This window comes from Pseudocitrobacter corydidari, assembly GCF_021172065.1.
GTDB lineage: Bacteria > Pseudomonadota > Gammaproteobacteria > Enterobacterales > Enterobacteriaceae > Pseudocitrobacter > Pseudocitrobacter corydidari.
Genome location: NZ_CP087880.1, coordinates 1,568,379 through 1,590,533, shown reverse-complemented (window position 1 = coordinate 1,590,533; position 22,155 = coordinate 1,568,379). Strand labels below are relative to the sequence as shown.

Below are 22,155 nucleotides of genomic sequence, written 5' to 3'. Positions count from 1 at the left end.
ACTTTATAAGGCTTGATGCGATAGATCGAACGGGATTTATCAGCTAAAGCCACATAACGGGAAGTCGTGTGAAATATTTTCTCATTTTCTTATTGGTGTTAGCGGTCTTTGTCATTTCAGTGACGCTGGGCGCACAGAACGATCAGCTCGTGACCTTTAACTATTTACTGGCGCAGGGCGAGTTCAGAATTTCAACATTACTGGCGGTATTGTTTGCCGTAGGTTTTGCGATTGGCTGGCTGGTCTGTGGCCTGTTCTGGCTGCGCGTGCGTGTTTCTCTGCTGCGTGCAGAGCGTAAAATTAAACGTCTGGAAAATCAGATTGCGCCAGAGAGTGTGCCGTCCGTAAACCCGACCGTGCCAGTAACGAAGGAATAACGATTTATGCTGGAGTTGTTGTTTCTGCTCTTACCCGTTGCGGCAGCCTATGGTTGGTATATGGGGCGCAGAAGTGCACAACAGTCCAAACAGGACGAAGCAAGCCGTTTGTCACGTGATTATGTGGCAGGGGTTAACTTTCTCTTAAGTAACCAGCAAGACAAAGCGGTAGACCTGTTCCTCGACATGTTAAAAGAGGATACCGGCACCGTTGAAGCCCACCTTACGCTCGGCAACCTGTTCCGTTCACGCGGCGAGGTTGACCGTGCCATCCGTATCCACCAAACCTTAATGGAAAGCGCCTCGCTAACCTACGATCAGCGTCTGCTGGCGGTGCAACAGTTGGGCCGCGACTACATGGCCGCCGGGCTCTATGACCGCGCAGAAGACATGTTCAGCCAATTGGTCGACGAAACGGATTTCCGTATCAGCGCGCTGCAACAACTGCTGCAAATCGCGCAACTGACCAGCGACTGGCAAAAGGCTATCGACGTTGCCGAACGCCTGGTGAAACTCGGTAAAGAGAAGCATCGCGGCGAAATCGCCCATTTCTGGTGCGAACTGGCCCTGCAACAGATGGGCAACGATGATATGGATAAAGCGATGACGCTGCTGAAGAAGGGCGCGTCTGCCGATCCGTCCAGCGCGCGCGTCTCTATCATGATGGGCCGCGTCTGGATGGCGAAGGGCGATTACGCCAAAGCGCGTGAAAGCCTGCTGCGTGTCATCGATCAGGATAAAGAACTGGTCAGCGAAACGCTGGAAATGCTGCAAACCTGCTATCAGCAGCTGGGTAAAACCGATGAGTGGGAATCGTTCCTGCAACGCTGCGTAGAGGAAAACACCGGTGCTGCGGCAGAACTGATGCTGGCGCAGGTACTCGACCAGCGTGAGGGCGGCGACGTCGCGCAAACCTATGTGACGCGCCAGTTACAGCGCCACCCTACGATGCGCGTCTTCCATAAACTGATGGATTACCACCTTAATGAAGCAGAAGAAGGGCGCGCGAAAGAGAGCCTGATGGTGCTGCGAGACATGGTTGGCGAGCAGATCCGCAGCAAACCGCGCTACCGCTGCCAGAAATGTGGTTTTACCGCCTATACGCTCTACTGGCACTGCCCATCCTGCCGTGCATGGTCCACCGTTAAGCCGATTCGCGGCCTCGACGGGCAGTAATATTTAAAAAAACGCCCACTTTAGTTACAACATACTCTTCGGTTTTTTACCCCTCGCAAATTCAGCATCGAGCACGTAAGGCTCGGCAGGGCGAATCGCGCCTGTCAATTTGTCCCACTCGCAGGTAGAATGCTCGCCGTTTACCTTTTCTGCGCCTGAATAGCCGGGCGCCCATCAACAAGAAGGTCTGGTCATGACGTCTACTGCTTCATCTTCTTCCCGTATTGTCACATCCTCTCCCGTTGTTGTTGCTCTCGATTACGATAACCGCGATAAAGCGCTCGCTTTTGTCGATCGGATCGACCCGCGCGACTGCCGTCTGAAAGTCGGAAAAGAGATGTTCACGCTGTTTGGCCCGCAGTTCGTGCGTGATTTACAGCAGCGTGGCTTTGATATCTTCCTGGACCTGAAATTCCACGATATCCCGAATACCACTGCCCATGCCGTTGCGGCAGCGGCAGAGCTGGGCGTCTGGATGGTGAACGTGCATGCATCGGGTGGGGCGCGCATGATGACGGCGGCGCGCGAAGCGTTACTGCCATTCGGAAAAGATGCGCCGCTGCTGATTGCGGTCACCGTGCTGACCAGCATGGAAGCCAGCGACCTGGTGGATCTCGGCGTGACGTTGTCACCTGCGGATTATGCCGCCAAACTGGCTAAACTGACCCGTGATTGCGGCCTCGATGGCGTAGTGTGCTCGGCACAGGAAGCGGTGCGCTTCAAGCAGGAGCTGGGGCAGGCATTTAAACTGGTGACGCCGGGTATTCGCCCTGTAGGCAGTGAAGCGGGTGACCAGCGCCGTATCATGACGCCTGAACAGGCGCAGGCAGCCGGCGTAGACTACATGGTGATTGGCCGCCCGGTTACGCAATCCGCGGACCCGGCGTTGACACTGCGCACCATTAACGCCTCGCTGCAAAAGGGGGCGTAATGAGCGACTCCAATAGCCGTCTGGTGTACTCCACCGACAGCGGTCGTATCGACGAACCCAGGGCCGTTGTCGAACGTCCAAAAGGTGATGGCATTGTGCGTATTCAGCGCCAGACCAGCGGGCGAAAAGGAAAAGGCGTGTGCCTGATTACCGGCATCGATCAGGATGACGAATCGCTGGCCAAACTGGCCGCAGAGCTGAAAAAGAAATGTGGCTGCGGCGGTTCGGTGAAAGATGGCGTGATTGAAATTCAGGGCGATAAACGCGACCTGCTAAAAACATTACTCGAAGCTAAAGGGCTGAAAGTAAAACTGGCAGGCGGTTAAGCAACAAAAAGGGCCCCGATAAACATCGGGGCCCTGAATTCTTATTTCAAATATACGGACGATTAATTATTTGCCCACCTGGTGGCCGATAATCCCGCCGACTGCCGCGCCGCCCAGGGTACCCAGGGTGCTGCCGTCAGTTAATACTGCACCGCCCAGCGCGCCTGCGCCAGCACCAATAGCTGTGTTACGGTCGCGTTTGGACCAGTTTGAACATGCGCTCAGTGACATTACTAAAGTAGCAGCAATAACCGCTGCAGTGATTTTTTTGTTCATTGAAGTCATCGTATTTTCTCCTGAATATTCGATTCACGGAAAAAGCCTATTTTAATTTTAGCCGCTGGCCAGAGATAAAAACGGCTTATGTCGTGAAGCATGTTGCGCAGGTTGTAGAACTGTTACTTAGTCACGCAAGTGATAGTTACTTCCTGTTATATCGCTAACATTAATTCTACGATTTTATCCCATATTAGACAGGTAAAAAGTCCTAATTGGGCCTTCGGAAAAATCTCATAGCGGGGTGGGGGGAGCAATACGAGGAATGGATGTTTGTATGGGGAAAGGATCCCCTCACCCTAACCCTCTCCCACAGGGAGAGGGAACAGGCCGAGCGCTATTTAAATATTCGTGCGGTTTTCTCCCTCTCCCTGTGGGAGAGGGCCGGGGTGAGGGGGCGGCACAATTGTCTAAGGCCGCTTAACAATATTCACCTTCAGCCCGGATCGCTCCAGTTGAGCCTGCTGCTCTGCCGCCAGCCCATCATCGGTGATCACCCGGCTAAACTTCGTCATCGGCCCCAGCGGGTACGCGTGGGTGACGCCAAACTTGCTGCTGTCGCTCAACGCAATCGCTTCACACTCTTTTTCCAGAACCGCATTCACTACGTCGGCACGCATCATGTCGCGGCCCGTAAAGCCCGTTGCAGCCTGCCAGCCGTCGATACCGATAAACGCCTTGCTGAAATGGACCTGCTGGATGTACTGGCGCGTCAGCGGGCCAACCATGCTTTCGCTTTTCTTCTGGTAGATACCGCCAAGCAGGATAACTTCTGCCGGCATCTCTTTAAGCAGGTGTGCGATATAGCTGCTGACAGTGATAATCGTGATATCAGGTTGCTCGGCAAGCGTGCGCGCCAGCAGGGCATTGCTGCTGCCATTTTCGATGAACACCGTTTCGCCCGGCAGCACCAGTGATGCGGCAAAGCTTGCCAGCTCGCGCTTAAGCGCAAAATTATTCATCATGCGGGTTTCTACGTCTTCGCTGTCCAGCGGAACCGCAAAGCCGTGGGTACGGCGCAGGTAGCTCTCTTTCTCGAGCAGGTTCAAATCCTGACGAATGGTGACCTCGGAGACGCCGGTCATTTTAGCCAGGTCGGCGACGCTCATGCGGCCTTTATCGATAACCATCTGTAGGATGGATTGTTGTCGGGCATTCATAATTAATTACGTATCAAAAGTCGGGGCGAAAACGCGCAGGCGCATTTTCGCAAGGTGAGCGGTGTCAGATTTCCCACGGGGATTTAGGCTGACCTGTTTGCGTATTTTGTTGATCGGCAATTTGTGCCAGCAGTTCAGCTTTAAGAATTTCCAGGTTATTGATTGCAGAGTGGTAATCACCTGCCACCAGGATATCGAGAACGGTATCAATACGTTGAGCAACCTGATGCGCATCAAGATTGGACATGGTGTAACCCTGTTTAGAAATTTGAATGAAATCAATGATGCTAAAAATAGCGGCAAAAGAGAAGAGAAAAAAATGGCAGACGATACAACATTAAGTGAAAAGCGGCTTCGTTTAACGAAGCCGCTGTTTAGTCGGGCTTAAACCGCCGGACGGGCGATGACGCTGCGGGTTTCCATACGCACTTCGGCGATGGTCACATCGATAACGTCAGTCACTTTGTAAGCGACTTCGCCTTTGATCTGTACGGTGCCGTTTTCCTGGCTGCAAACCATTTCGTCACGCACGGCGTGCAGGAACGGAGCTGGAATAAAGGCTACGGCGCCATTGTCGACCAGACGCACGCGCATGCCGCCACGGCTGATATCGATAATTTCTGCCGCGAAGCGCGTCTCTTTGCCCGCCTGCGGGTGCAGATAGCGCGCGTACAGCCAATCAGCAACATCACGTTCCGCCATGCGGTTCAGGCGACGACGTTCTGCCATTTGGACCGTCACATCATCCTGCGGACGCTCAGCGTTTTCACCCTTAATGATCGCTTTCAGCAGGCGATGATTGAGCATATCGCCATACTTACGAATCGGGGAAGTCCAGGTTGCGTAGGCTTCAAGCCCCAGACCGAAGTGCGGGCCTGGATCGATACTGATTTCAGCGAACGACTGGAAGCGACGGATGCGGCTATCCAGGAAACCTGACGGCTGGGCATCCAGCTCGCGACGCAGCTTACAGAAGCCATTCAGGGTCAGAACTTCTTCCGGATCGACATGGACGTCGTGCGTTTTCAGCAACGCCGCCAGCGCTTCCGTATTCGCCGGATCAAAACCGGTATGGACGTTATAAATTCCGAACCCAAGCTTGTCACGCAGCACGCGAGCCGCGCAGATGTTAGCCGCAATCATTGACTCTTCGACGATACGGTTCGCAATGCGGCGGGGTTCAGCGACGATATCCAGCACTTCGCCTTTTTCACCCAGCACAAAGCGGTAGTCCGGGCGGTCTTTAAACACCAGCGCGTGGGTTTTACGCCATTCGCTGCGCAGCTGACACAAACGTTCCAGCAGCGTGATTTGACGTGCGATATTCTCGCTGTCGGGTTTCCATTCGCCGGTTTTTTCCAGCCAGTTGGAAACATCGTCGTAGGCCAGCTTGGCTTTCGATTCAATGGTTGCCGCGAAGAATTCGATATTGTCTTCGATGGTACCATCGGCGGCCAGCGTCATGCGGCAGGCCAGCACCGGGCGAACCACGTTGGCACGCAGCGAGCAGAGGTCGTCGGACAGTTCACGCGGCAGCATCGGGATGTTAAAGCCCGGCAGATAGTTGGTAAACGCGCGCACTTTGGCGATGTTATCAAGCTTGCTGCCTGCGACAATCCATGCGGTTGGGTCGGCAATCGCCACGGTTAAATTCAGCTTGCCGTCGGCGGCGTCTTCCACATACAGCGCATCATCCATATCTTCGGTGCTGGCGCTATCGATGGTGACAAAGTTGAGGGCGGTAAGGTCGCGACGTTCCAGCCCTTCGTCCTGCATCTCTGTCGCTACGCCGTCAGGCGCTTCTTTTTCCAGATTATGACGGGCGAGGGTAACCCACCACGGCACGAAATGATCGTCGCCGAAGGTGATGAACTGGGTCAGCTCTGCGTAGAAGGTGCGATCGCCTTTCAGCGGGTGGCGGCGCATTTCTGCAACGGCCCAGTCGCCTTCTTTAAAATCGTGATCCACGCCACGCTCAGCGCGACATGGAATAGAATCTTTGATCAACGGATGATCGGGAACGATAGAGAGGCGGTCGTCTTTGCGGTGCACACGCCCGACAAAGCGGCTCAGGAACGACTCAACCAGTTCTTCCGGTTCGGCGCTCTCTTTCTCTTTTTCAGAATGGATCACAGCGATAATGCGATCGCCGTGCATCACTTTTTTCATCTGCGGCGGCGGAATAAAGTAGCTTTTCTGCGCATCGACCTCGAGGAAACCGAAACCTTTTTCCGTGCCTTTGACAACCCCTTCCGCACGCGGCGTCTGGGAGTGAAGTTGCTGTTTTAGCTGCGCGAGCAGCGGGTTATCCTGAAGCATAATGATGTATTTTCTTGGCCAAAAGAGCGGCTGACAGTTTTACGCGATTCTCACTGTTGCGGCAAGCGCTCTTTCATCCTTTTACGCAGGTTGTCGCTCGCTTCTCAGCGCGATCCGCAGCCGATTTAACCAGCCAAATAGCGCGCTCCAGGCGAGCAGAGTGATACTCTGTTCTTCACTCACTCCGTGCTCCGTTAGCGAGGCTAATTGCGCAGGGCTAAAACGGTCCGGCGCGCGCGTTAACAGGCCAATAGCCTGGGTCACGGCCTGTTCGCGCGGATATTGATGACACCACGCCTGCACGGCGCGATCGCCATTACGAATGGCATCGGGAAGCCCGCCGGCGCCTTGCCACTGCGCGCTGTAATGATTAAAACAGCTCACGCTGCCATTAATGCGAGCAGGCACCAGCGCCGCCAGAGCGTGCAAGGGAGGATTTGCGGGCAGGGTGCCGATCAGTTGCCCAAGACAATCCAGAATTGTTTCCTCGTGCGCTAACAGCGGGGCTAACGCAGAAAGCGTCGGCTGCGATTGCCAGCGCAGCAGCGATTGCGCCTGGGTTTTACTTGCATAACGCGCATCCACAACGGGCAAATCGCTCAGCCATTCGCTTTCTGTCGCCTGGAACCCCTCAGCAGCGGCATCTTCCTGCGTCGGCATGCCGGGTATCCAGCGAACGGGTTGCCCTTGCTGGGCCTGGAATATCGCCACTACGCGCGACTGAAAACCGACAAAACCCACAATCTGGTTGATCAAAATAATGTCGTAGGTGGTTAACCCAACATCGTCGAGCTGCTGTCGTGCCAGGGGCGTAATCACGGAAGGGGAACTGGCAAGCTGACGGGCGTACTGGGTAATCTGGGCAAGGCGATGGTTGCTTTCGCGTGACGAATCAGGGCCTGGGAGCGGCGCCAGACGGGCGGCATAGTGATTACAGAGCCGTTGTACCCCGCAGACCTGTGCGACCGTCAGCGCGCTGCTCAGGCGGTCGTAGGCGCTGAATGTCCGTAAGCGGCTGACGGCGACTTCATCCGGGAACAGTTCTTTCGCCAGATTCCGGCAGGCGTTAAGCCAGGGAGTACAGTCGCGTTGCAGCGATTCCGGCAGTTGTAGCCCTAATAAAAAGCGGTCTTCAACGTGGGCGGCTTCAGGCACAAGGGGCAGAACATCACTGTGTTGCGATCGGGACTGGGTCTCATGATACCAGTGGCTTTTACCGTAAGCGCGGCGTTGCTCCATGGGCATTCCTTGAATGGTAAGTGGCGAACCGATGCAAGAATGAGAGGCAACACCGGATCGTTATGGATAAATATCCTGGCGTAAGCGCGCGATAGGAGAAAATATTGTTCGGTGCTAATTAATAACTTACTGGAATAACAGAGGGAAAAACGGGGGGAGGGGAAACCCTTCCGCCAAAGCGGAAGGGTAAAGAACTTATTTCAGTTCCAGTTCGTTCATTGCAGCGATGCTGAAGCCGCCGTCAACGTGAACCACTTCACCAGAGATACCGGCAGAGAGGTTGGAGCACAGGAATGCAGCAGAGTTACCCACATCTTCGATGGTAACGGTACGACGAATCGGGGTAACCGCTTCGCAGTGCGCCAGCATTTTACGGAAATCTTTGATACCGGAAGCCGCCAGCGTACGGATCGGGCCCGCAGAGATGGCGTTAACACGGATACCTTCCGGGCCCATAGCGTTAGCCATGTAGCGAACGTTAGCTTCCAGAGACGCTTTCGCCAGACCCATCACGTTGTAGTTAGGAATCGCACGTTCTGCACCCAGGTAGGACAGGGTCAGCAGAGCTGAATCCGGGTTCAGCATGCTGCGGCAGGCTTTCGCCATTGCCACAAAGCTGTATGCGCTGATGTCGTGGGCAATTTTGAAGCCTTCGCGGGTGACGGCGTTAACATAGTCGCCATCTAACTGGTCAGCCGGCGCGTAGCCGATGGAGTGAACGAAACCGTCAAATTTCGGCCATACTTTCGCCAGTTCAGTGAACAGGGATTCGATGCTTTCATCTTCAGCCACGTCACACGGCAGCACGATGCTGGAGTTCAGTTGTGCAGCAAACTCTTCTACGCGGCCTTTCAGTTTCTCGTTCTGATAGGTGAACGCCAGTTCAGCCCCTTCACGGTGCATCGCTTGCGCAATACCGTATGCGATGGACAGTTTGCTGGCAACGCCAGTCACCAGAATGCGCTTACCGGAAAGAAAACCCATAGCTTTTAATCCTTATATTCATTGTTATGGCGACCTGCCTGAAAACGGCGAGCCGTCGTTAAATCGCGGCGATTCTAGCATGAGTCGCCGGGAGAGTTAATCCGACCACTTCATCTCTGTCGGATTGGTCGTGAAAACTTTGCCGAGGGTGGCTGACAATTATCGGTCTTTTCGCCACGCATCTGCCGTTAATGCTTCGCCAAAATGCCCGGCAATCAAACGCTTAGTCAGATCATGCAGCGGTGACGCCAGCACATCAGCGGTACTGCCGCGTTCGACCACTTCACCCTGGTGCATCACCAGCACCTGATCGCTAATATGCTTCATCATGCCTAAATGCTGGGTCACATAGATATATGAAATACCCTGTTTCTCCTGCAACTCCAGCATCAGGTTCACCAGCTGTGAGCGCATCGACATATCGAGCGAGGCCAGCGCTTCATCACAGACAATCACTTTAGGGCGCAGAATTAATGCGCGCGCCAGCCCCAGACGCTGTTTCTGTCCTGGCGCCAGCATATGCGGGTAATAGCTGACGTGATCCGGCAGCAGCCCAACCATACGCAGCGTTTCAATAATCCGCTTGCGGCGATCCTCCGCTTCAAGCTCGGTGTTCAGGCGCAGCGGGAAATCGAGAATTTGTGAGATTCGCTGACGTGGATTCAACGACGTTGACGGGTCCTGGAAAATCATACGAATACGCTGGCTACGGAAGGAGTAATCGCCATAGTGCAGGGGATGATCGTCAATCAGCAGCTCACCGGTGGTCGGCTCTATCATTCCGGCGAGCATTTTCGCCAGCGTCGATTTCCCCGAGCCGTTTTCGCCGATGATCGCCAGCGTCTGTTTTTCGCGCAGCGTAAAGCTGAGCGGTTTGACCGCCTGAAGCGTCTGACGGTGAAACCAGCCAGTACGATAGCGGAAAGTTTTACTCAGATTACGCACTTCAAGTAATGTTTCGACCACGTCACTCTCTCTCCATGTTCAGCGGAAAATGACAGGCGAAAAGATGGTTTTTCGCACCGGTCAAACGCGGCGTTTCTATGCATTCCCGCTGCGCATAAGGGCAACGCGGGCCCAGGCGGCAGCCAATTGGCAACTGCTCCAGCAAGGGGATCGCGCCCGGCATGGTATTCAGGCGGCTTTTGTGCGGCATCGGGCTTCCAAAGTCAGGTATTGCGCGAATTAACGCCTGCGTATACGGATGATGGGGAATGGTCACCAGATCTTCACTGGGGGCCGTTTCCACCGTTTGCCCGCAATACATAACGTTGATTTTATCCGCCCATTTGGTGAGCATCTGTAAATCATGCGAAATCAACAGAATAGTGGTGTTGTTGTTCTGGTTCAGACGCGTCAGCAGGCGGAAAATCTGCGCCTGCGTGGTGGGTTCCATGGCGTTAGTCGGCTCATCGGCAATCAACAAACGCGGCTGATTCGCCAGGGCGATGGCAATCATCACTTTCTGGCATTCACCTTCCGTAAGTTCATACGGGAAGCTGCGCATGGCGTCTTTATGATCTTTAATCCCGACGCGGTGCAGCAGTTCAATGACACGACGCTTACGCCAGCCAAAACGCTGCCACCAGCGGCCTTTGTAGGTCCAGCCGGGAATGTTCTGCTTGAGCTGCTTACCGATGCGTTCTGACGGGTCGAGACAGGATTGTGGCTCCTGGAAAATCATCGACACGTTATGACCGACCAGCTTGCGGCGCTCGCGGTTGGACAGACGGAGCAGGTCGATATCATCAAAGCGCATACGGTCGGCAGTGACGCGCCAGTTATCTTTATTAACGCCGCAAATCGCTTTGGCAATCAGGCTTTTCCCCGAGCCGGATTCGCCAACCAGGCCGCGAATTTCACCTTCAGCCAGCGTCATACTGACGCGGTCAACGGCTTTCACCCAGCCTTCGTTAGTTTTCAGCTCGATGGTTAAATTACGAATATCGAGTAACGGCATTATTCCACCCCCGCATTAATGGCACGGCGAATACCGTCGCCCAGCAGGTTAACCAGCAGTACGCTAATCATAATCGCCGCACCCGGCAGCATCACCGTCCACGGCGCAACGTAGATAAGCTCCAGCGCATCGCCCAGCATCGCGCCCCATTCCGGAGAGGGTAGCTGCGCGCCAAGGTCGAGAAAACCGAGGGCGGCAATATCCAGAATCGCCATCGACAACGCACGGGTGATTTCTGTCACCAGCCCCGCTGCGATATTTGGCAAAATCGCGAACCACAAAATATTCAGCGTTGATGCGCCATCCAGGCGGGCGGCCACCACATAATCGCGCTCAAGCTCATCGTGCACCATGCTGTAAATGGAACGCACCATGCGCGGTAACAATGCCAGCCAGACGGCAAACATGGCATGCGACAGATGCGGCCCGGCGAACGCGACGACGATAATCGCCAGCAGCAGCGACGGAATAGAGAGCAGGGTGTCGAGGATGTGGTTCAGCATGGCGGAACGCAGGCCGTGCGTTGACCCGGCGAGAACGCCGAGAACCAGCCCGCACAGCGTGGCGGCCAGCGTCACCACAAAGGCGCCGCCTACGGTCGGCGCAGCACCGCTAAGCAAACGGCTTAGTACATCGCGCCCGAGATCGTCCGTGCCAAGGAAGAAGGAGACCTCACCATAGCGCGACCACGACGGCGGCAGCAGTTGATAACCGAGAAACTGCTGATCGATACCATACGGCGCGAACCAGCTTCCGAATACGCACAGCAGCACCAGCCCGCCGCAGCCATAAAGGCCAATCATCGCGGTGGTGTCGCCGTAAAATTTACGCCACACGGTACGCAGCGCACCGGGCGGGCGCTTCTCGATGTAGACGCTATCGTAAGGCATACCATTCCTTATGTTTCAGAGGGTTAGCCATTGCACCCAAAATATCAGAGATCACGTTTACCACAATCACCAGTGCGCCAATCACCATCACGCCCGCAGAAATCGCGGCGTAATCTTGCTGGCGAATCGCGTTAATCATCCAGCGCCCCAGCCCGGGCCAGCTAAAGACCATCTCGGTGATCATTGCCAGCGTCAGCATGGTGGAGAATTGCAGACCTAAACGCGGGATCACCGGCGGCAGCGCGTTATGCAGCACATGGCGACGCAAGATGGTTAACCGGGAGACGCCGCGTGTCGCGGCGGCTTTCACGTAGTTGGAATCGAATACCGCCATGGTGCTTAAACGCATCAGACGCACCACTTCGGTGGTAGGAGCCACCGCCAGCGTCAGAACCGGCAGCACCATATGACGCAGCGCGCTGGCAATCATTTCTTCCCGCCAGGGCGAATCAGAGAGCCAGGCGTCAATCAGCGCAAATCCGGTTACGCTTTTGACCTGGTAAAGCAGATCAAATCGCCCGGAAACCGGCAGCCAGCCGAGCGTCAGCGAGAAGAAGAGGGTGAACAGCAGGGCGAGCCAGAACACGGGCACAGAAAAACCGACCAGCGCCAGCGCGCTGATTAATTTGTCCTGCCATTTATTGCGCGTAATACCGGCTACCATTCCCACCGGAATACCGACCAGCAGGGCAAAACCGAAGGCGAGGATACACAACTCCATCGTCGCCGGGAAAACCTCTTTTAGCTGTTCGGAAATCAGCTGACCGTTGATGCTCGAAACGCCAAAATCCCAGTGCAGTACGCCGTTAAACCAGAACACCAGCGCATTCCAGAACGATGCGCCCTGTAACGGGGCATGCGGCGTGAAATAGCTCAGGCTGAAGCCGACCAGCGCAAGAAGGAAGAGCGTCACCAGCAGAAGCAACAAACGACGAAGGGTAAAAATAATCATGGCTTTTTCACCTGTTCTTCTTTCTCACGCGAGACGCCCGCAAAGGAAGCGTTGCCGAACGGGCTCAACACCAGGCCTTTAATATCATAGCGATAGGCCTGTAAACGCAGTGATGAGGCCAGCGGCAGCACCGGCAATTCGCGCGCCAGAATCTGTTGGGCTTCATCGTAGGCATCGATGCGTGACGCCAGCTGTTGTGAGGCCAGGGCTTTGCGCAGCACGTCATCGAACTCGCGGTTACACCAGTGGGCAAAGTTGGTTTGCGAGGATATCGCCGCGCAGCTCAGCAACGGGCGGAAGAAACTGTCCGGGTCGTTACTGTCAGTCGCCCAACCGGACAACGTCAGATCATGGTTCATATCCATCAGGCGCGCCTCCTGGAAACGGCCTTCAACCGGCACAATCATTACCTTCACGCCAACCTGTGCCATATCAGCCTGAATCAGTTCTGCGGTTTTCAGCGGGCTGGGGTTCCACGCTTGCGAGCTGGTTGGTACCCACAGCTGAAGCGTCAGGTTTTCCGCACCCAGTGATTTCAGCATCTGGCGTGATTTTTCTGGATTGTATTCAGTAATTTTAGCCTCGTTATCGTAAGCCCAGGAGGCGCGAGGCAAAATTGAGGCCGCCGTTTCCGCCGTACCATAATAAATAGACTGCATCAGGCGCTGGTTATTAATCGACAGGGCCAGCGCGTGGCGGATTTCCGGATTATTCAGCGGCGGTTTATCGGTATTAAACGCCAGGTAGGCGATGTTCATCCCAGGACGCAGCGTCAGGCGCAGACGTGGGTCGTCACGCAGAATGGTTAACTGGCTGGCGGCAGGCCAGGCCAGTACGTCGCACTCACCGGTCAGTAGTTTCGATAAGCGACCTGTACCGCCGGAACCCAAATCAACAACAACCTGTGGCATTAAAGGCTTACCGCGCCAGAAGTGTTCGTGACGCTGTAGGCGAATGTATTGCCCGGTGCGATACTCATCAAGCAGGAATGGCCCGGTGCCCACCGGTTGGCGATCGAGCAGCTCCTGGTGATCCTGCTTTGCCAGTTGGTTGGCATACTCTGACGACATGACAGAAGCATAGTGGGTCGCCAGGTGCCATAAGAAGGAGGCGTCTGGTCGATTAAGACGGAATTCTACCGTGTGGCTATCGAGTTTGCGCACGCTCTGAACCGAATCGGCGAACTGCAAACTGTCGAAATAAGGGAAGTTGCCGCCGTTGACGTTATGCCAGGGGTGATTACGGTCAAAGATACGCTCGAAGGTGAAGACGACATCGTCTGCATTGAGGTTTCGGGACGGCTTAAACCAGCGGGTGGTCTGAAACTGTACGTCGTTGCGCAGGTGGAAGCGGTAGGTTGCGCCGTTATCCAGCACCTCCCAGCGCTCCGCCAGTTCCGGTACCAGACGATAAGTATACGGGTCGACATCCAGCAGGCGATCATAAAGCTGGGCCGCCAGCGTATCGACAATAAGACCGCTGCCTGCTTTTTGCGGGTTGAACGTGTTGACCTGCCCACTGACACAGTAGACAAATCCGCTATCGCGAATGTCGGCATTGGCGGGCAGGGAAGAGGGCGGCGCGGCAATCGCCTGACCACAAACTAACCCTAACGCTGCCAGGAGTGATGACAAATTCAGGCGCATAATTCTTTTTTGATGTGAGATAGTGTGGCTATCTTATTAATAGTTAATGACATTTGTCATATCCGTTTGTCCAGGAGAAAGGTGCCGGTTCACCTGTTGCATCGTTCGATACAGACAGCATGAGCATCTTCGGATTTTCCCATAGATTATACCCTGTAAATCAACTCTCCGTCCTGAAGCTCCGCTTTCCCGTGTTGTGGTAAAAGGTCGCCAGTTATGAGAAAGAGGGCACAAAAATGACGGAACATGCTCAGAGTACATTGCTATTATTTGATTAAAAAATTATCAATAGAGAGAAAAATCCCCATCACCTTGAAGTATGGTATCTTTTTATCGATAACATCTCCAGTTGGCCTTCTTGTCCCTTTGTTTAATACTCCCTCACAGCTGAGAAATGTATGTTTTGTAGGCTATCGCATAACGGATCAGACTCGCTGTAGCAAACATATCCTTAACAAGATGAGGCATCAGTATCGCGCAATTTGGTGCCGGGGGTTTTATATTTAATTGATTCCACAGGCAAAAAATTCTCCAGTTCACTCTTTCCCCTCTCCTGGCGGGTGTGGAATGGCATTTGGAATTCATGCCGGATCCGATAAATGGCATAGAGACCACTGACCGAAATTGTTACATTTACTTTTTTATACGGCCAATATGTACATTAGCGGGGCTAATTCATACCGTATAAATGTGACACATGATTCCCAGCACAATACCTTCATGACTGGTAAACCTTCAGTAATGCGTTACATTATATATCTGGCCGAGTGGATGAATTAGGATTGTGATTATGCGTTATGAAAGTATTGTTAGTGATATGGCCGCGTGGATTGAAAACAATAAATATCATAACCTTAAAATTGAAGAAATAACCGAGAAATCCGGGTTTTCCAGAAGGCATCTACAGCGTTTTTTTAAACAAAAAACGGCATTGAGTATCGGTACATATAGTCGACTTCGACGCCTTTCAGGCGCAGCTATCTCACTACGAATCACCGGACACACTGTTAAAAATATCGCGCGCTGGTTCGGCTTTGATTCTGCTGCATCCTTTATTGCAGCCTTTCGCCGTCAATTCGGCGTCACACCTGTCGCATTTCGTAAGCAAGATCACTGGCCCTTTGAAAATATGATCCCTCGCTATGATTATCTGGCTTGCGTAGCGAAGCTGGACTGTCGCCTGATACGATGCAGCATTGATAAACCTATAATGAGTAGCGTTAATATTGCTGAGGTCACGCAGAATATTCAGCCGACAGGATTATATTCAATGCTTATTACGAATGTGAAATATGATGAAGAGTTCACAACTAACAGCGATGTTATGCTATCTTATGCATTATGTATTGAAGATAGTCAAGATGGTGACAAACTGGATTGGATTTCAATTGCCCTCAACGACAATATTAAAAACTTACCGCATATCCAAAGTGTAATTTATGCGGGTTTATTGCCGTCGCTTGGTATAACGCGTCTTCGGGCTCCGGATGTTTTGAAGGTCAAATGTAATCAGGCTGGTGAGGTTATAATCAGCGAATATCGGGTGCCTTGTGTGCAACACACCACAAACTTATGTTCAAACAGCGCAAGTGAAACTTATTGAGGAGCGAAGTAGGAGAGTGTTCATTCCTGTAAAAAATAAAATACACAAATGCATGAGCTATGAAATCTTTGATGATATTTCTTTACAAGAAAAGAAAAGGCTCTATCTTCTGGAAAATGGGGTGAAGAATTTTTCTGGCGGCATTATAAATTTACGCAGCAGAATAGACGAAATTCTCAGCGGTGATTGCGCCGATGCCGAAATGCTTCGTATTTTACTTGGGGATCTTTCGGCATATCTGCGTGATTTACAGGCAGTTGGCCAGCTTGATAGCGATAAATGGATTTTATAACCTCCATAGTCTATTAATAAAACTGGGTAAACTGGTTTCATCCAGCGTTGCCGCCAGACGTAAAAACTCAGATGCAGTGGAATTGGGCATGTTCTTATTCCATTGTGTAAGCGGGGTGCACTGAACATGCTCGTTGAAATAAAGCATGATTTCATTCTCGCAGAGTATTACATCATGTATCAATCCGCACCGGTAAAGGCAGTTTGCTATTAAAGTGACTTTATTAATTTGCATACAAGAAACCTGTCTCTATTATTCATGAATTACCGGAAGTGGAACAGAGTAGTTATCCCTCAGTCCGAGTAACTGACACTGCACAATTTTGCGCTCATCCTGGTACCAAAAAATAAAAATACCACTATTTTGAACATAAATCATTTGATCAAGATTAGCGAACTCAAATATGGTTTTGGAACCATCGATGGTATGGCCGCCCCCTGTTTCAAACTCGTCCTTTCCCCAACGCTCCTGAGTGTGAAGATAATGATGGAGAATAACTTCGATGTGTCCGCGTAGCGGGCACTGGAGGGATATAAATGCATCATTAATGTTTATGGCCAGGGCAAGGGGGGAAGCCAGGAGTAAATTAAGTAATAAAAATATTTTTCTCATAATATGCCACTGTTTATAAGGTTACAAAATTAAGGCGTACGCATATATTGCGTGATTTATCGTTTTATTGTGTTTTTACCGCTCTCTTTGGCCAGATAGAGCAGTTTATCAACAAGCTCCAGTGCTTCTAAGCCAGTTTTATTATCAAATGTAATAATTCCACCACTTACCGTTGTTCTAAGTTCGCTTTCACGATATTTTCTTTCTGATATATCTATGCGTAACGATTCGATAATAGAGTTCGCTGAGTTAATATTGATACCATCAAAAATGGCCGCAATTTCCTCTCCACCATAACGATAGAATTTTATGTTGGCGGTTTCATATTTTCTGGCAAGCTTTGCAATCGTTTTGAGCACCAAATCGCCTATGGTATGACCAAATTTATCGTTAACTGATTTAAAATCATCTATATCGATGAGCGCTAAACAGGAGTCAGATTTGTAGCTGAATGTCTCTAGTTGTTGATCAAATACTCTGCGGTTGAGCAACCCTGTGAGAGCATCAGTCGATGCCTTTGATGAGATGTCTTCTATCCGTGATATATTATTCTCAATTTCAAGCGCCAGAATTTTTGACGAGTCCTCGCCATCAAAACGCCCATATCGAATACTGGATGCGATATTTGTTAATGTTGTATTCATTACGGATATGATCGCCCACCAGGCGAAGCAGATAATCAGTATCGAAAGCATGATGAAATAAAAAATCTTAGTATTCATCTCAATCATTACACGATTCATGTTTTGCCGTGTTACCTTGTAAAAAACTATCCATGATGGATTATCCATTTTCTTATAAAAATAGTATGCATCATCTTCCTGGCTGAAAAACGAACCACTTTCCCATATTGCTCGCGTGAGCAGCTGTAAATTCTTTTCAATATTAGTCATGTTGACTTTATCAGTGATTTGCTCGCCATTCTCAGCCAAAATGAAATTATTGCCCTGTATGGGCGGAGCAATACTGCCTAATGACTGGTTAACAAACGATAAATCAATATCAAAAGCAACGATGCCGTTGGTTATTTCGCCACTTTCGAAAAAAGGCAGTGATACAGAAACAATTCTTTTGGTTGAAATATAGTCGTTGTAAGGCTGCGTGAACGAGGTTTTTTCTGAGTAACTGGTAGACATCTGATACCATGGGCGTGACTTAGGATTGAAGTCTTTGGTAAAGTTACTATTTTCACTCAGCATAGGGATTCTGGTGTAATTTTGTTGTGCGTCGAGAATATTCAGCCCAGTGACGTTAGGCAGGATATATAGCTGGGTGTTCAGCCATTTGTTAAACCTGCGTGTACTGATTTCTGAGTGCTCGCGTATCGTTTCAGTGATGAGTTTCAGGGATGTTTCGCTATTAGCAAGCTTTTCATTGATAATACTTGCTAATACAGTTACATATTTTTTTGAAAATGAGACGCACGAATATTTAATATCAATCCATTGATGATAAGCGATCATTCCACTGGCAATAATTAACGTAAACAATAAGCTGGAAAAAACAATGTTTAATGATTTTGTAAAGGAGACTTTTTTCTTTAATTTCATACTTTCAATTGAGACGGGTTTTTACTGCTGAGATGCTAATTAATTCTGCGTGGTGTGTCAAAAAATAGATATGTTATTTGTGCCAAATTGGTGATTGCTAATAAATAATGACTTTAATCGAGCAGTGCCTGATTCAATATCAGGCACCAGTGAAAGAAGGGACTGAATCAAGATGAGCGATTTCTTTTGCGTGGGCGTGGTCGATTAAACCAGGACATTACCCCGGAGAAAAGCAGCACCACCCACACGCATTCGTGCAAAAAAACGCCGATATAGACGCGATTGAAGATAAAAAGCAGATAAATGATCATCACACTGCAAAAAATCGTGAAGCTGAAGCGGAAGGTTTTAGCGCGCATAATGGGGTTTCGATTGATAAAGATAAGTGATTATACGATCACAATCATTCGTAGATGTAGTGCGTTTTTCCAACGCGAGGTTCATCCTCATCAACGACTAACTGGCCTAAACTTAACCTAACCCCCTTTTTCATCTTATCGACGCGGTCGGAGGTGACAATGAGCCTCTATCAACGTATTCATGGCGACCTCTGGCGCAATATTTGGGTGGTGGGCGATCTCCACGGCTGCTACAGGTTATTGATGCAACATCTTGATCGCGTTGCATTTCAGCCTATGCAGGATCTGCTGATTTCGGTGGGGGACTTAATCGATCGGGGAAGTGAAGATGTAGAATGCCTGATGTTACTGAACCAGCCCTGGTTCCGGGCGGTGCGCGGAAATCATGAGGAGATGATGCTGGACGCGCTGGAGGGGAACGGTCACGCAAATCTGTGGGTGGCCAACGGTGGCGGATGGTATTTTGACCTCAACGTAAACCAGCAACATCGCGTGAAAACGCTGCTGCATCGTATTGCCGAATTACCGTTGATTATCGAAGTGGTGACCGGGGATATAAAAATGGTTATCTGCCACGCGGACTACCCGGATGACCATTATGCCTTTAACAAATCGGTTGACCCTTTTCAGGTGGTGTGGAACCGACAGCGTATCAATCGCGCCCAGCGCGGCTCCATGAGTTTGATAGGCGGGGCCGATCAGTTTTTCTTCGGCCACACGCCTGTACGTAAACCCTTTAAATCCGCCAATCAGCTCTACATTGATACGGGCGCGGTGTTTTGCGGCAACCTGACGCTGGTTCAGCTTCAGCATCGTGTTAAAGCTGGTGCTTCTTCAGTAACGCCCGTAACTGGTGATAGGTGAGCCCAAGCAAATCCGCCGCCTGCTTCTGATTAAACCGCGCCTGCTGCAAACTCTTTTGCAGCAGATCTCTTTCTTGATCCAACTGAAACTGGCGTAAATCGAGCGGTAATTCAGGCGCGTTCTGGCTGCTTTTTTCCGCTGTTTTTGGCTCACTTCGCCGTTGGAAAGGATCGATGATAATGTCGTCCAGCGGGATGTCGCTGCTGCCATGTCGATATACTGAACGCTCCACGACGTTTTTCAGTTCGCGAATATTTCCCGGCCAGCGATAATCCATCAATGTTTCACGGGCCTGCTCAGTGAAACCTGGAAACAGCGGCATCCCCAGTTCACGGCACATCTGAATCGCGAAGTGGTTCGCCATCAGCATGATATCACTCTGACGCTCGCGCAGTGGTGGGAGCTGTACGACGTCAAAGGCTAACCGGTCAAGCAGGTCGGCGCGGAACGTACCGTCTTCTACCATCTGGGGTAAATCGGCGTTGGTGGCGCACACCAGACGCACATTAACCTGCAACGGCTGGCTGCCGCCGACGCGCTCCAGCTCACCATACTCAATTACGCGCAGCAGCTTTTCCTGCACCAGCATGGGCGCGGTCGCCAGTTCATCGAGAAACAGTGTGCCGCCATCAGCGCGTTCAAAACGCCCCGGATGTCGCTTTTGCGCGCCGGTAAATGCGCCTGCTTCATGGCCGAATAATTCCGAATCGAGCAGATTTTCATTTAGCGCCGCGCAGTTGAGCGAGATAAACGGTCCTTGCCAGCAGGAGGAGAGATAATGCAGACGGTTAGCAATCAGCTCTTTCCCCGTACCGCGTTCCCCGATGATCAATACCGGTTTATCCAGTGGCGCGAGGCGTGAAACCTGCTCCAGCACTTCCAGAAAGCGGTTGGCTTCGCCGAGAAGATTGTCTTTGTATTCTGCCATGATGAAATTCACCACTTGTTAGTGTAATTCGCTAATTCACTCTACGTCTAAAGCGGGTGAATTTCAATCACCTTCAGCAGAATCAATAAGATACAAAGTTGGCACGTGAATTGTATTATCCATACAGCAGGCTAATGCCTAAAACAGAAATTATGAGGACTATATTATGGGTATCTTTTCTCGTTTTGCCGACATCGTGAATGCCAACATCAACTCCCTGCTGGAGAAAGCGGAAGACCCGCAAAAGCTGGTGCGTTTGATGATTCAGGAAATGGAAGACACGCTGGTGGAAGTGCGTTCTACGTCGGCGCGTGCGCTGGCAGAGAAAAAAGATCTGACGCGTCGCGTTGAAAAAGCTTTTGCACAGCAGGCCGAATGGCAGGAAAAAGCTGAACTGGCGCTGCGTAAAGAGAAAGAAGATCTGGCGCGTGCGGCATTGATTGAAAAGCAGAAGCTGACCGATTTAATCACCACCCTGGAACATGAAATTACCCTGGTGGACGAAACCCTGGCGCGCATGAAGAAAGAGATTGGCGAGCTGGAAAATAAACTGAGCGAAACGCGTGCTCGTCAACAGGCGCTGGCATTGCGTCACCAGGCGGCAAACTCTTCCCGCGATGTGCGTCGTCAGTTAGACAGCGGTAAACTCGACCAGGCGATGGCGCGTTTTGAATCCTTTGAACGCCGTATCGACCATATGGAAGCGGAAGCTGAGAGCCACCGTTTCGGTAAACAGCCGTCGCTGGATCAGCAATTCGCCGAGCTGAAAGCCGATGATGAAATCAGCGAACAGCTGGCGCAGCTGAAAGCCAAAATGAAGCAGGACAATCAATAATTATTCAGGCGGCACGCGGCGTGCCGCTGCTCATCATTGTAAGGAGTACCTATGAGCGCGCTTTTTCTTGCCATTCCGCTGACATTATTTGTGTTGTTTGTTCTGCCGGTATGGATTTGGCTGCATTACAGCAACCGCTCGCGCAGCAGTGGATTGACGCAAAATGAGCAGCAACGTCTGTTACGGCTCACCGATGATGCTCAGCGTATGCGTGAACGTATTCAGGCGCTGGAAGCGATTCTCGATGCCGAGCACCCGAACTGGAGGGATAAATAATGGCCTTAGATTTTAATAAAAAATTGTGGCGTATTCCCCAGCAGGGCATGGTTAAAGGGGTTTGCGCAGGTATTGCGCACTACCTCGATGTGCCGGTAAAACTGGTGCGGATTATTACCGTGTTGGCGATGATATTTGGCCTGTTTTTCTTTGTCGTCGTCGCCTACATCATCCTGACTTTCGCGCTTGATCCGATGCCGGAAGGCGCGATGGGCGATGCACATAGTCCCACCAGCGGCGAACTGCTGGATGCGGTGGATGCGCAACTTGCCGCAGGTGAACAACGCCTGCGCGAGATGGAACGCTACGTCACGTCCGACACGTTTTCGCTGCGTAGCCGTTTCCGTCAACTGTAATTGAGGATATTCATGAATACTCGCTGGCAACGTGCCGGGCAACAGGTTAAACCCGGTTTAAAAATCGCAGGTAAGCTGGTGCTTCTGACCGCGTTACGTTACGGCCCGGCAGGGGTTGCTGGCTGGGCGGTGAAATCCGTCGCCCGACGTCCGTTGAAGATGCTGCTGGCCGTGGCACTCGAGCCTTTGCTAAGCCGCGCGGCGGCGAAACTGTCGAAACGCTATAACCGACAGTAAAACAAAC

General features: G+C 51.5%; 27 protein-coding genes. 13 read left to right on the top strand and 14 right to left on the bottom strand.

The features are described 5' to 3' along the window. Positions 1-68: 68 nt before the first annotated feature. From G163CM_RS07345 to yciH, 4 genes are all read left to right on the top strand, one after another. A complete protein-coding gene (locus tag G163CM_RS07345) occupies positions 69-377 on the top strand; it encodes a LapA family protein (protein WP_015964638.1) in 309 nt (102 codons plus the stop codon). Positions 378-383: 6 nt separating this feature from the next. Beyond that, on the top strand, positions 384-1,553 hold the full coding sequence (gene lapB, locus G163CM_RS07340) for a lipopolysaccharide assembly protein LapB (RefSeq protein ID WP_015964637.1): 1,170 nt from the start codon (positions 384-386) through the stop codon (positions 1,551-1,553). Between the two features lie 193 nt (positions 1,554-1,746). Beyond that, positions 1,747-2,484: an orotidine-5'-phosphate decarboxylase gene (pyrF, locus tag G163CM_RS07335; protein WP_231827489.1), complete on the top strand. Its 738-nt coding sequence runs from the start codon at positions 1,747-1,749 to the stop codon at positions 2,482-2,484. Next, positions 2,484-2,810 carry a stress response translation initiation inhibitor YciH gene (yciH, locus tag G163CM_RS07330; protein WP_231827487.1) on the top strand — a complete coding sequence of 109 codons (327 nt, stop codon included), beginning with the start codon at positions 2,484-2,486 and terminating at the stop codon, positions 2,808-2,810. The genes pyrF and yciH overlap by 1 nt, the downstream gene beginning before the upstream one ends. 66 nt (positions 2,811-2,876) lie before the next feature. Here the strand turns inward: yciH and osmB are convergent, their stop codons facing one another. From osmB to G163CM_RS07315, 3 genes are all read right to left on the bottom strand, one after another. Then, complete coding sequence (gene osmB, locus G163CM_RS07325; RefSeq protein WP_015964634.1) at positions 2,877-3,095, bottom strand: osmotically-inducible lipoprotein OsmB; 219 nt, start codon at positions 3,093-3,095, stop codon at positions 2,877-2,879. A 401-nt stretch (positions 3,096-3,496) separates the two neighbouring features. Then, entirely contained in the window at positions 3,497-4,246 is a 750-nt protein-coding gene (yciT, locus tag G163CM_RS07320) for a DNA-binding transcriptional regulator YciT (RefSeq protein ID WP_231827486.1), read from the bottom strand. A gap of 64 nt (positions 4,247-4,310) precedes the next feature. Beyond that, the gene (locus tag G163CM_RS07315; protein WP_015964632.1) at positions 4,311-4,493 is read right to left on the bottom strand and encodes a YciZ family protein; all 183 of its coding nucleotides are present in this window, start codon (positions 4,491-4,493) and stop codon (positions 4,311-4,313) included. On the opposite strand from G163CM_RS07315, the gene G163CM_RS07310 reads away from it, so the two are divergent. After that, positions 4,473-4,634: a hypothetical protein gene (locus G163CM_RS07310; RefSeq protein ID WP_231827484.1), complete on the top strand. Its 162-nt coding sequence runs from the start codon at positions 4,473-4,475 to the stop codon at positions 4,632-4,634. The genes G163CM_RS07315 and G163CM_RS07310 overlap by 21 nt on opposite strands. Here the strand turns inward: G163CM_RS07310 and G163CM_RS07305 are convergent. The 8 genes from G163CM_RS07305 to sapA form a co-directional block, all read right to left on the bottom strand. Next, a complete protein-coding gene (locus G163CM_RS07305) occupies positions 4,631-6,565 on the bottom strand; it encodes an exoribonuclease II (RefSeq protein WP_231827483.1) in 1,935 nt (644 codons plus the stop codon). The genes G163CM_RS07310 and G163CM_RS07305 overlap by 4 nt on opposite strands. Positions 6,566-6,646: 81 nt before the next feature. After that, complete coding sequence (locus G163CM_RS07300) at positions 6,647-7,804, bottom strand: CMD domain-containing protein (RefSeq protein WP_231827482.1); 1,158 nt, start codon at positions 7,802-7,804, stop codon at positions 6,647-6,649. A gap of 195 nt (positions 7,805-7,999) precedes the next feature. Beyond that, positions 8,000-8,788: an enoyl-ACP reductase FabI gene (fabI, locus tag G163CM_RS07295; protein WP_015964629.1), complete on the bottom strand. Its 789-nt coding sequence runs from the start codon at positions 8,786-8,788 to the stop codon at positions 8,000-8,002. A gap of 159 nt (positions 8,789-8,947) precedes the next feature. Continuing rightward, on the bottom strand, positions 8,948-9,754 hold the full coding sequence (sapF, locus tag G163CM_RS07290) for a putrescine export ABC transporter ATP-binding protein SapF (protein ID WP_015964628.1): 807 nt from the start codon (positions 9,752-9,754) through the stop codon (positions 8,948-8,950). A 1-nt stretch (position 9,755) separates the two neighbouring features. Then, positions 9,756-10,748: a putrescine export ABC transporter ATP-binding protein SapD gene (sapD, locus tag G163CM_RS07285; RefSeq protein ID WP_015964627.1), complete on the bottom strand. Its 993-nt coding sequence runs from the start codon at positions 10,746-10,748 to the stop codon at positions 9,756-9,758. Continuing rightward, a complete protein-coding gene (gene sapC / locus G163CM_RS07280) occupies positions 10,748-11,638 on the bottom strand; it encodes a putrescine export ABC transporter permease SapC (RefSeq protein ID WP_015964626.1) in 891 nt (296 codons plus the stop codon). The genes sapD and sapC overlap by 1 nt, the downstream gene beginning before the upstream one ends. Then, positions 11,625-12,590: a putrescine export ABC transporter permease SapB gene (gene sapB, locus G163CM_RS07275; protein ID WP_015964625.1), complete on the bottom strand. Its 966-nt coding sequence runs from the start codon at positions 12,588-12,590 to the stop codon at positions 11,625-11,627. Before sapB ends, sapC begins: the two co-directional genes overlap by 14 nt. After that, positions 12,587-14,236 carry an ABC transporter substrate-binding protein SapA gene (gene sapA, locus G163CM_RS07270; protein WP_231827480.1) on the bottom strand — a complete coding sequence of 550 codons (1,650 nt, stop codon included), beginning with the start codon at positions 14,234-14,236 and terminating at the stop codon, positions 12,587-12,589. Before sapA ends, sapB begins: the two co-directional genes overlap by 4 nt. Before the next feature lie 790 nt (positions 14,237-15,026). Here sapA and G163CM_RS07265 point away from each other — a divergent pair. Together G163CM_RS07265 and G163CM_RS07260 are read left to right on the top strand one after the other, a co-directional pair. Beyond that, positions 15,027-15,839 carry a helix-turn-helix domain-containing protein gene (locus tag G163CM_RS07265; protein ID WP_231827478.1) on the top strand — a complete coding sequence of 271 codons (813 nt, stop codon included), beginning with the start codon at positions 15,027-15,029 and terminating at the stop codon, positions 15,837-15,839. A 52-nt stretch (positions 15,840-15,891) separates the two neighbouring features. After that, positions 15,892-16,131 carry a hypothetical protein gene (locus G163CM_RS07260; RefSeq protein ID WP_231827477.1) on the top strand — a complete coding sequence of 80 codons (240 nt, stop codon included), beginning with the start codon at positions 15,892-15,894 and terminating at the stop codon, positions 16,129-16,131. A 252-nt stretch (positions 16,132-16,383) separates the two neighbouring features. Here G163CM_RS07260 and G163CM_RS07255 read toward each other — a convergent pair whose 3' ends face one another. Continuing rightward, the gene (locus tag G163CM_RS07255) at positions 16,384-16,743 is read right to left on the bottom strand and encodes a hypothetical protein (RefSeq protein ID WP_231827476.1); all 360 of its coding nucleotides are present in this window, start codon (positions 16,741-16,743) and stop codon (positions 16,384-16,386) included. A 56-nt stretch (positions 16,744-16,799) separates the two neighbouring features. Then, positions 16,800-18,293: a sensor domain-containing diguanylate cyclase gene (locus G163CM_RS07250; RefSeq protein ID WP_231827475.1), complete on the bottom strand. Its 1,494-nt coding sequence runs from the start codon at positions 18,291-18,293 to the stop codon at positions 16,800-16,802. 254 nt (positions 18,294-18,547) lie between these two features. Here G163CM_RS07250 and G163CM_RS23440 point away from each other — a divergent pair, with 254 nt between their 5' ends. Together G163CM_RS23440 and G163CM_RS07245 are read left to right on the top strand one after the other, a co-directional pair. Next, complete coding sequence (locus G163CM_RS23440) at positions 18,548-18,682, top strand: hypothetical protein (protein ID WP_255690229.1); 135 nt, start codon at positions 18,548-18,550, stop codon at positions 18,680-18,682. Between the two features lie 129 nt (positions 18,683-18,811). After that, entirely contained in the window at positions 18,812-19,516 is a 705-nt protein-coding gene (locus G163CM_RS07245; RefSeq protein WP_231827468.1) for a metallophosphoesterase, read from the top strand. On the opposite strand, the gene pspF is transcribed toward G163CM_RS07245, so the two are convergent. Beyond that, a complete protein-coding gene (pspF, locus tag G163CM_RS07240; RefSeq protein ID WP_231827462.1) occupies positions 19,470-20,444 on the bottom strand; it encodes a phage shock protein operon transcriptional activator in 975 nt (324 codons plus the stop codon). The genes G163CM_RS07245 and pspF overlap by 47 nt on opposite strands. Positions 20,445-20,610: 166 nt before the next feature. Here pspF and pspA point away from each other — a divergent pair, with 166 nt between their 5' ends. The 4 genes from pspA to pspD are packed head-to-tail and all read left to right on the top strand — an operon-like array spanning position 20,611 to position 22,148. Continuing rightward, the gene (gene pspA / locus G163CM_RS07235) at positions 20,611-21,279 is read left to right on the top strand and encodes a phage shock protein PspA (RefSeq protein ID WP_015964616.1); all 669 of its coding nucleotides are present in this window, start codon (positions 20,611-20,613) and stop codon (positions 21,277-21,279) included. A gap of 51 nt (positions 21,280-21,330) precedes the next feature. Next, positions 21,331-21,555 (top strand): envelope stress response membrane protein PspB, encoded by a 225-nt coding sequence (gene pspB, locus G163CM_RS07230; RefSeq protein ID WP_015964615.1) that lies wholly within the window; start codon positions 21,331-21,333, stop codon positions 21,553-21,555. Then, the gene (gene pspC / locus G163CM_RS07225) at positions 21,552-21,911 is read left to right on the top strand and encodes an envelope stress response membrane protein PspC (protein ID WP_144052247.1); all 360 of its coding nucleotides are present in this window, start codon (positions 21,552-21,554) and stop codon (positions 21,909-21,911) included. The genes pspB and pspC overlap by 4 nt, the downstream gene beginning before the upstream one ends. Before the next feature lie 12 nt (positions 21,912-21,923). Then, the gene (pspD, locus tag G163CM_RS07220; protein WP_015964613.1) at positions 21,924-22,148 is read left to right on the top strand and encodes a phage shock protein PspD; all 225 of its coding nucleotides are present in this window, start codon (positions 21,924-21,926) and stop codon (positions 22,146-22,148) included. The last annotated feature ends 7 nt before the right edge of the window (positions 22,149-22,155 follow it).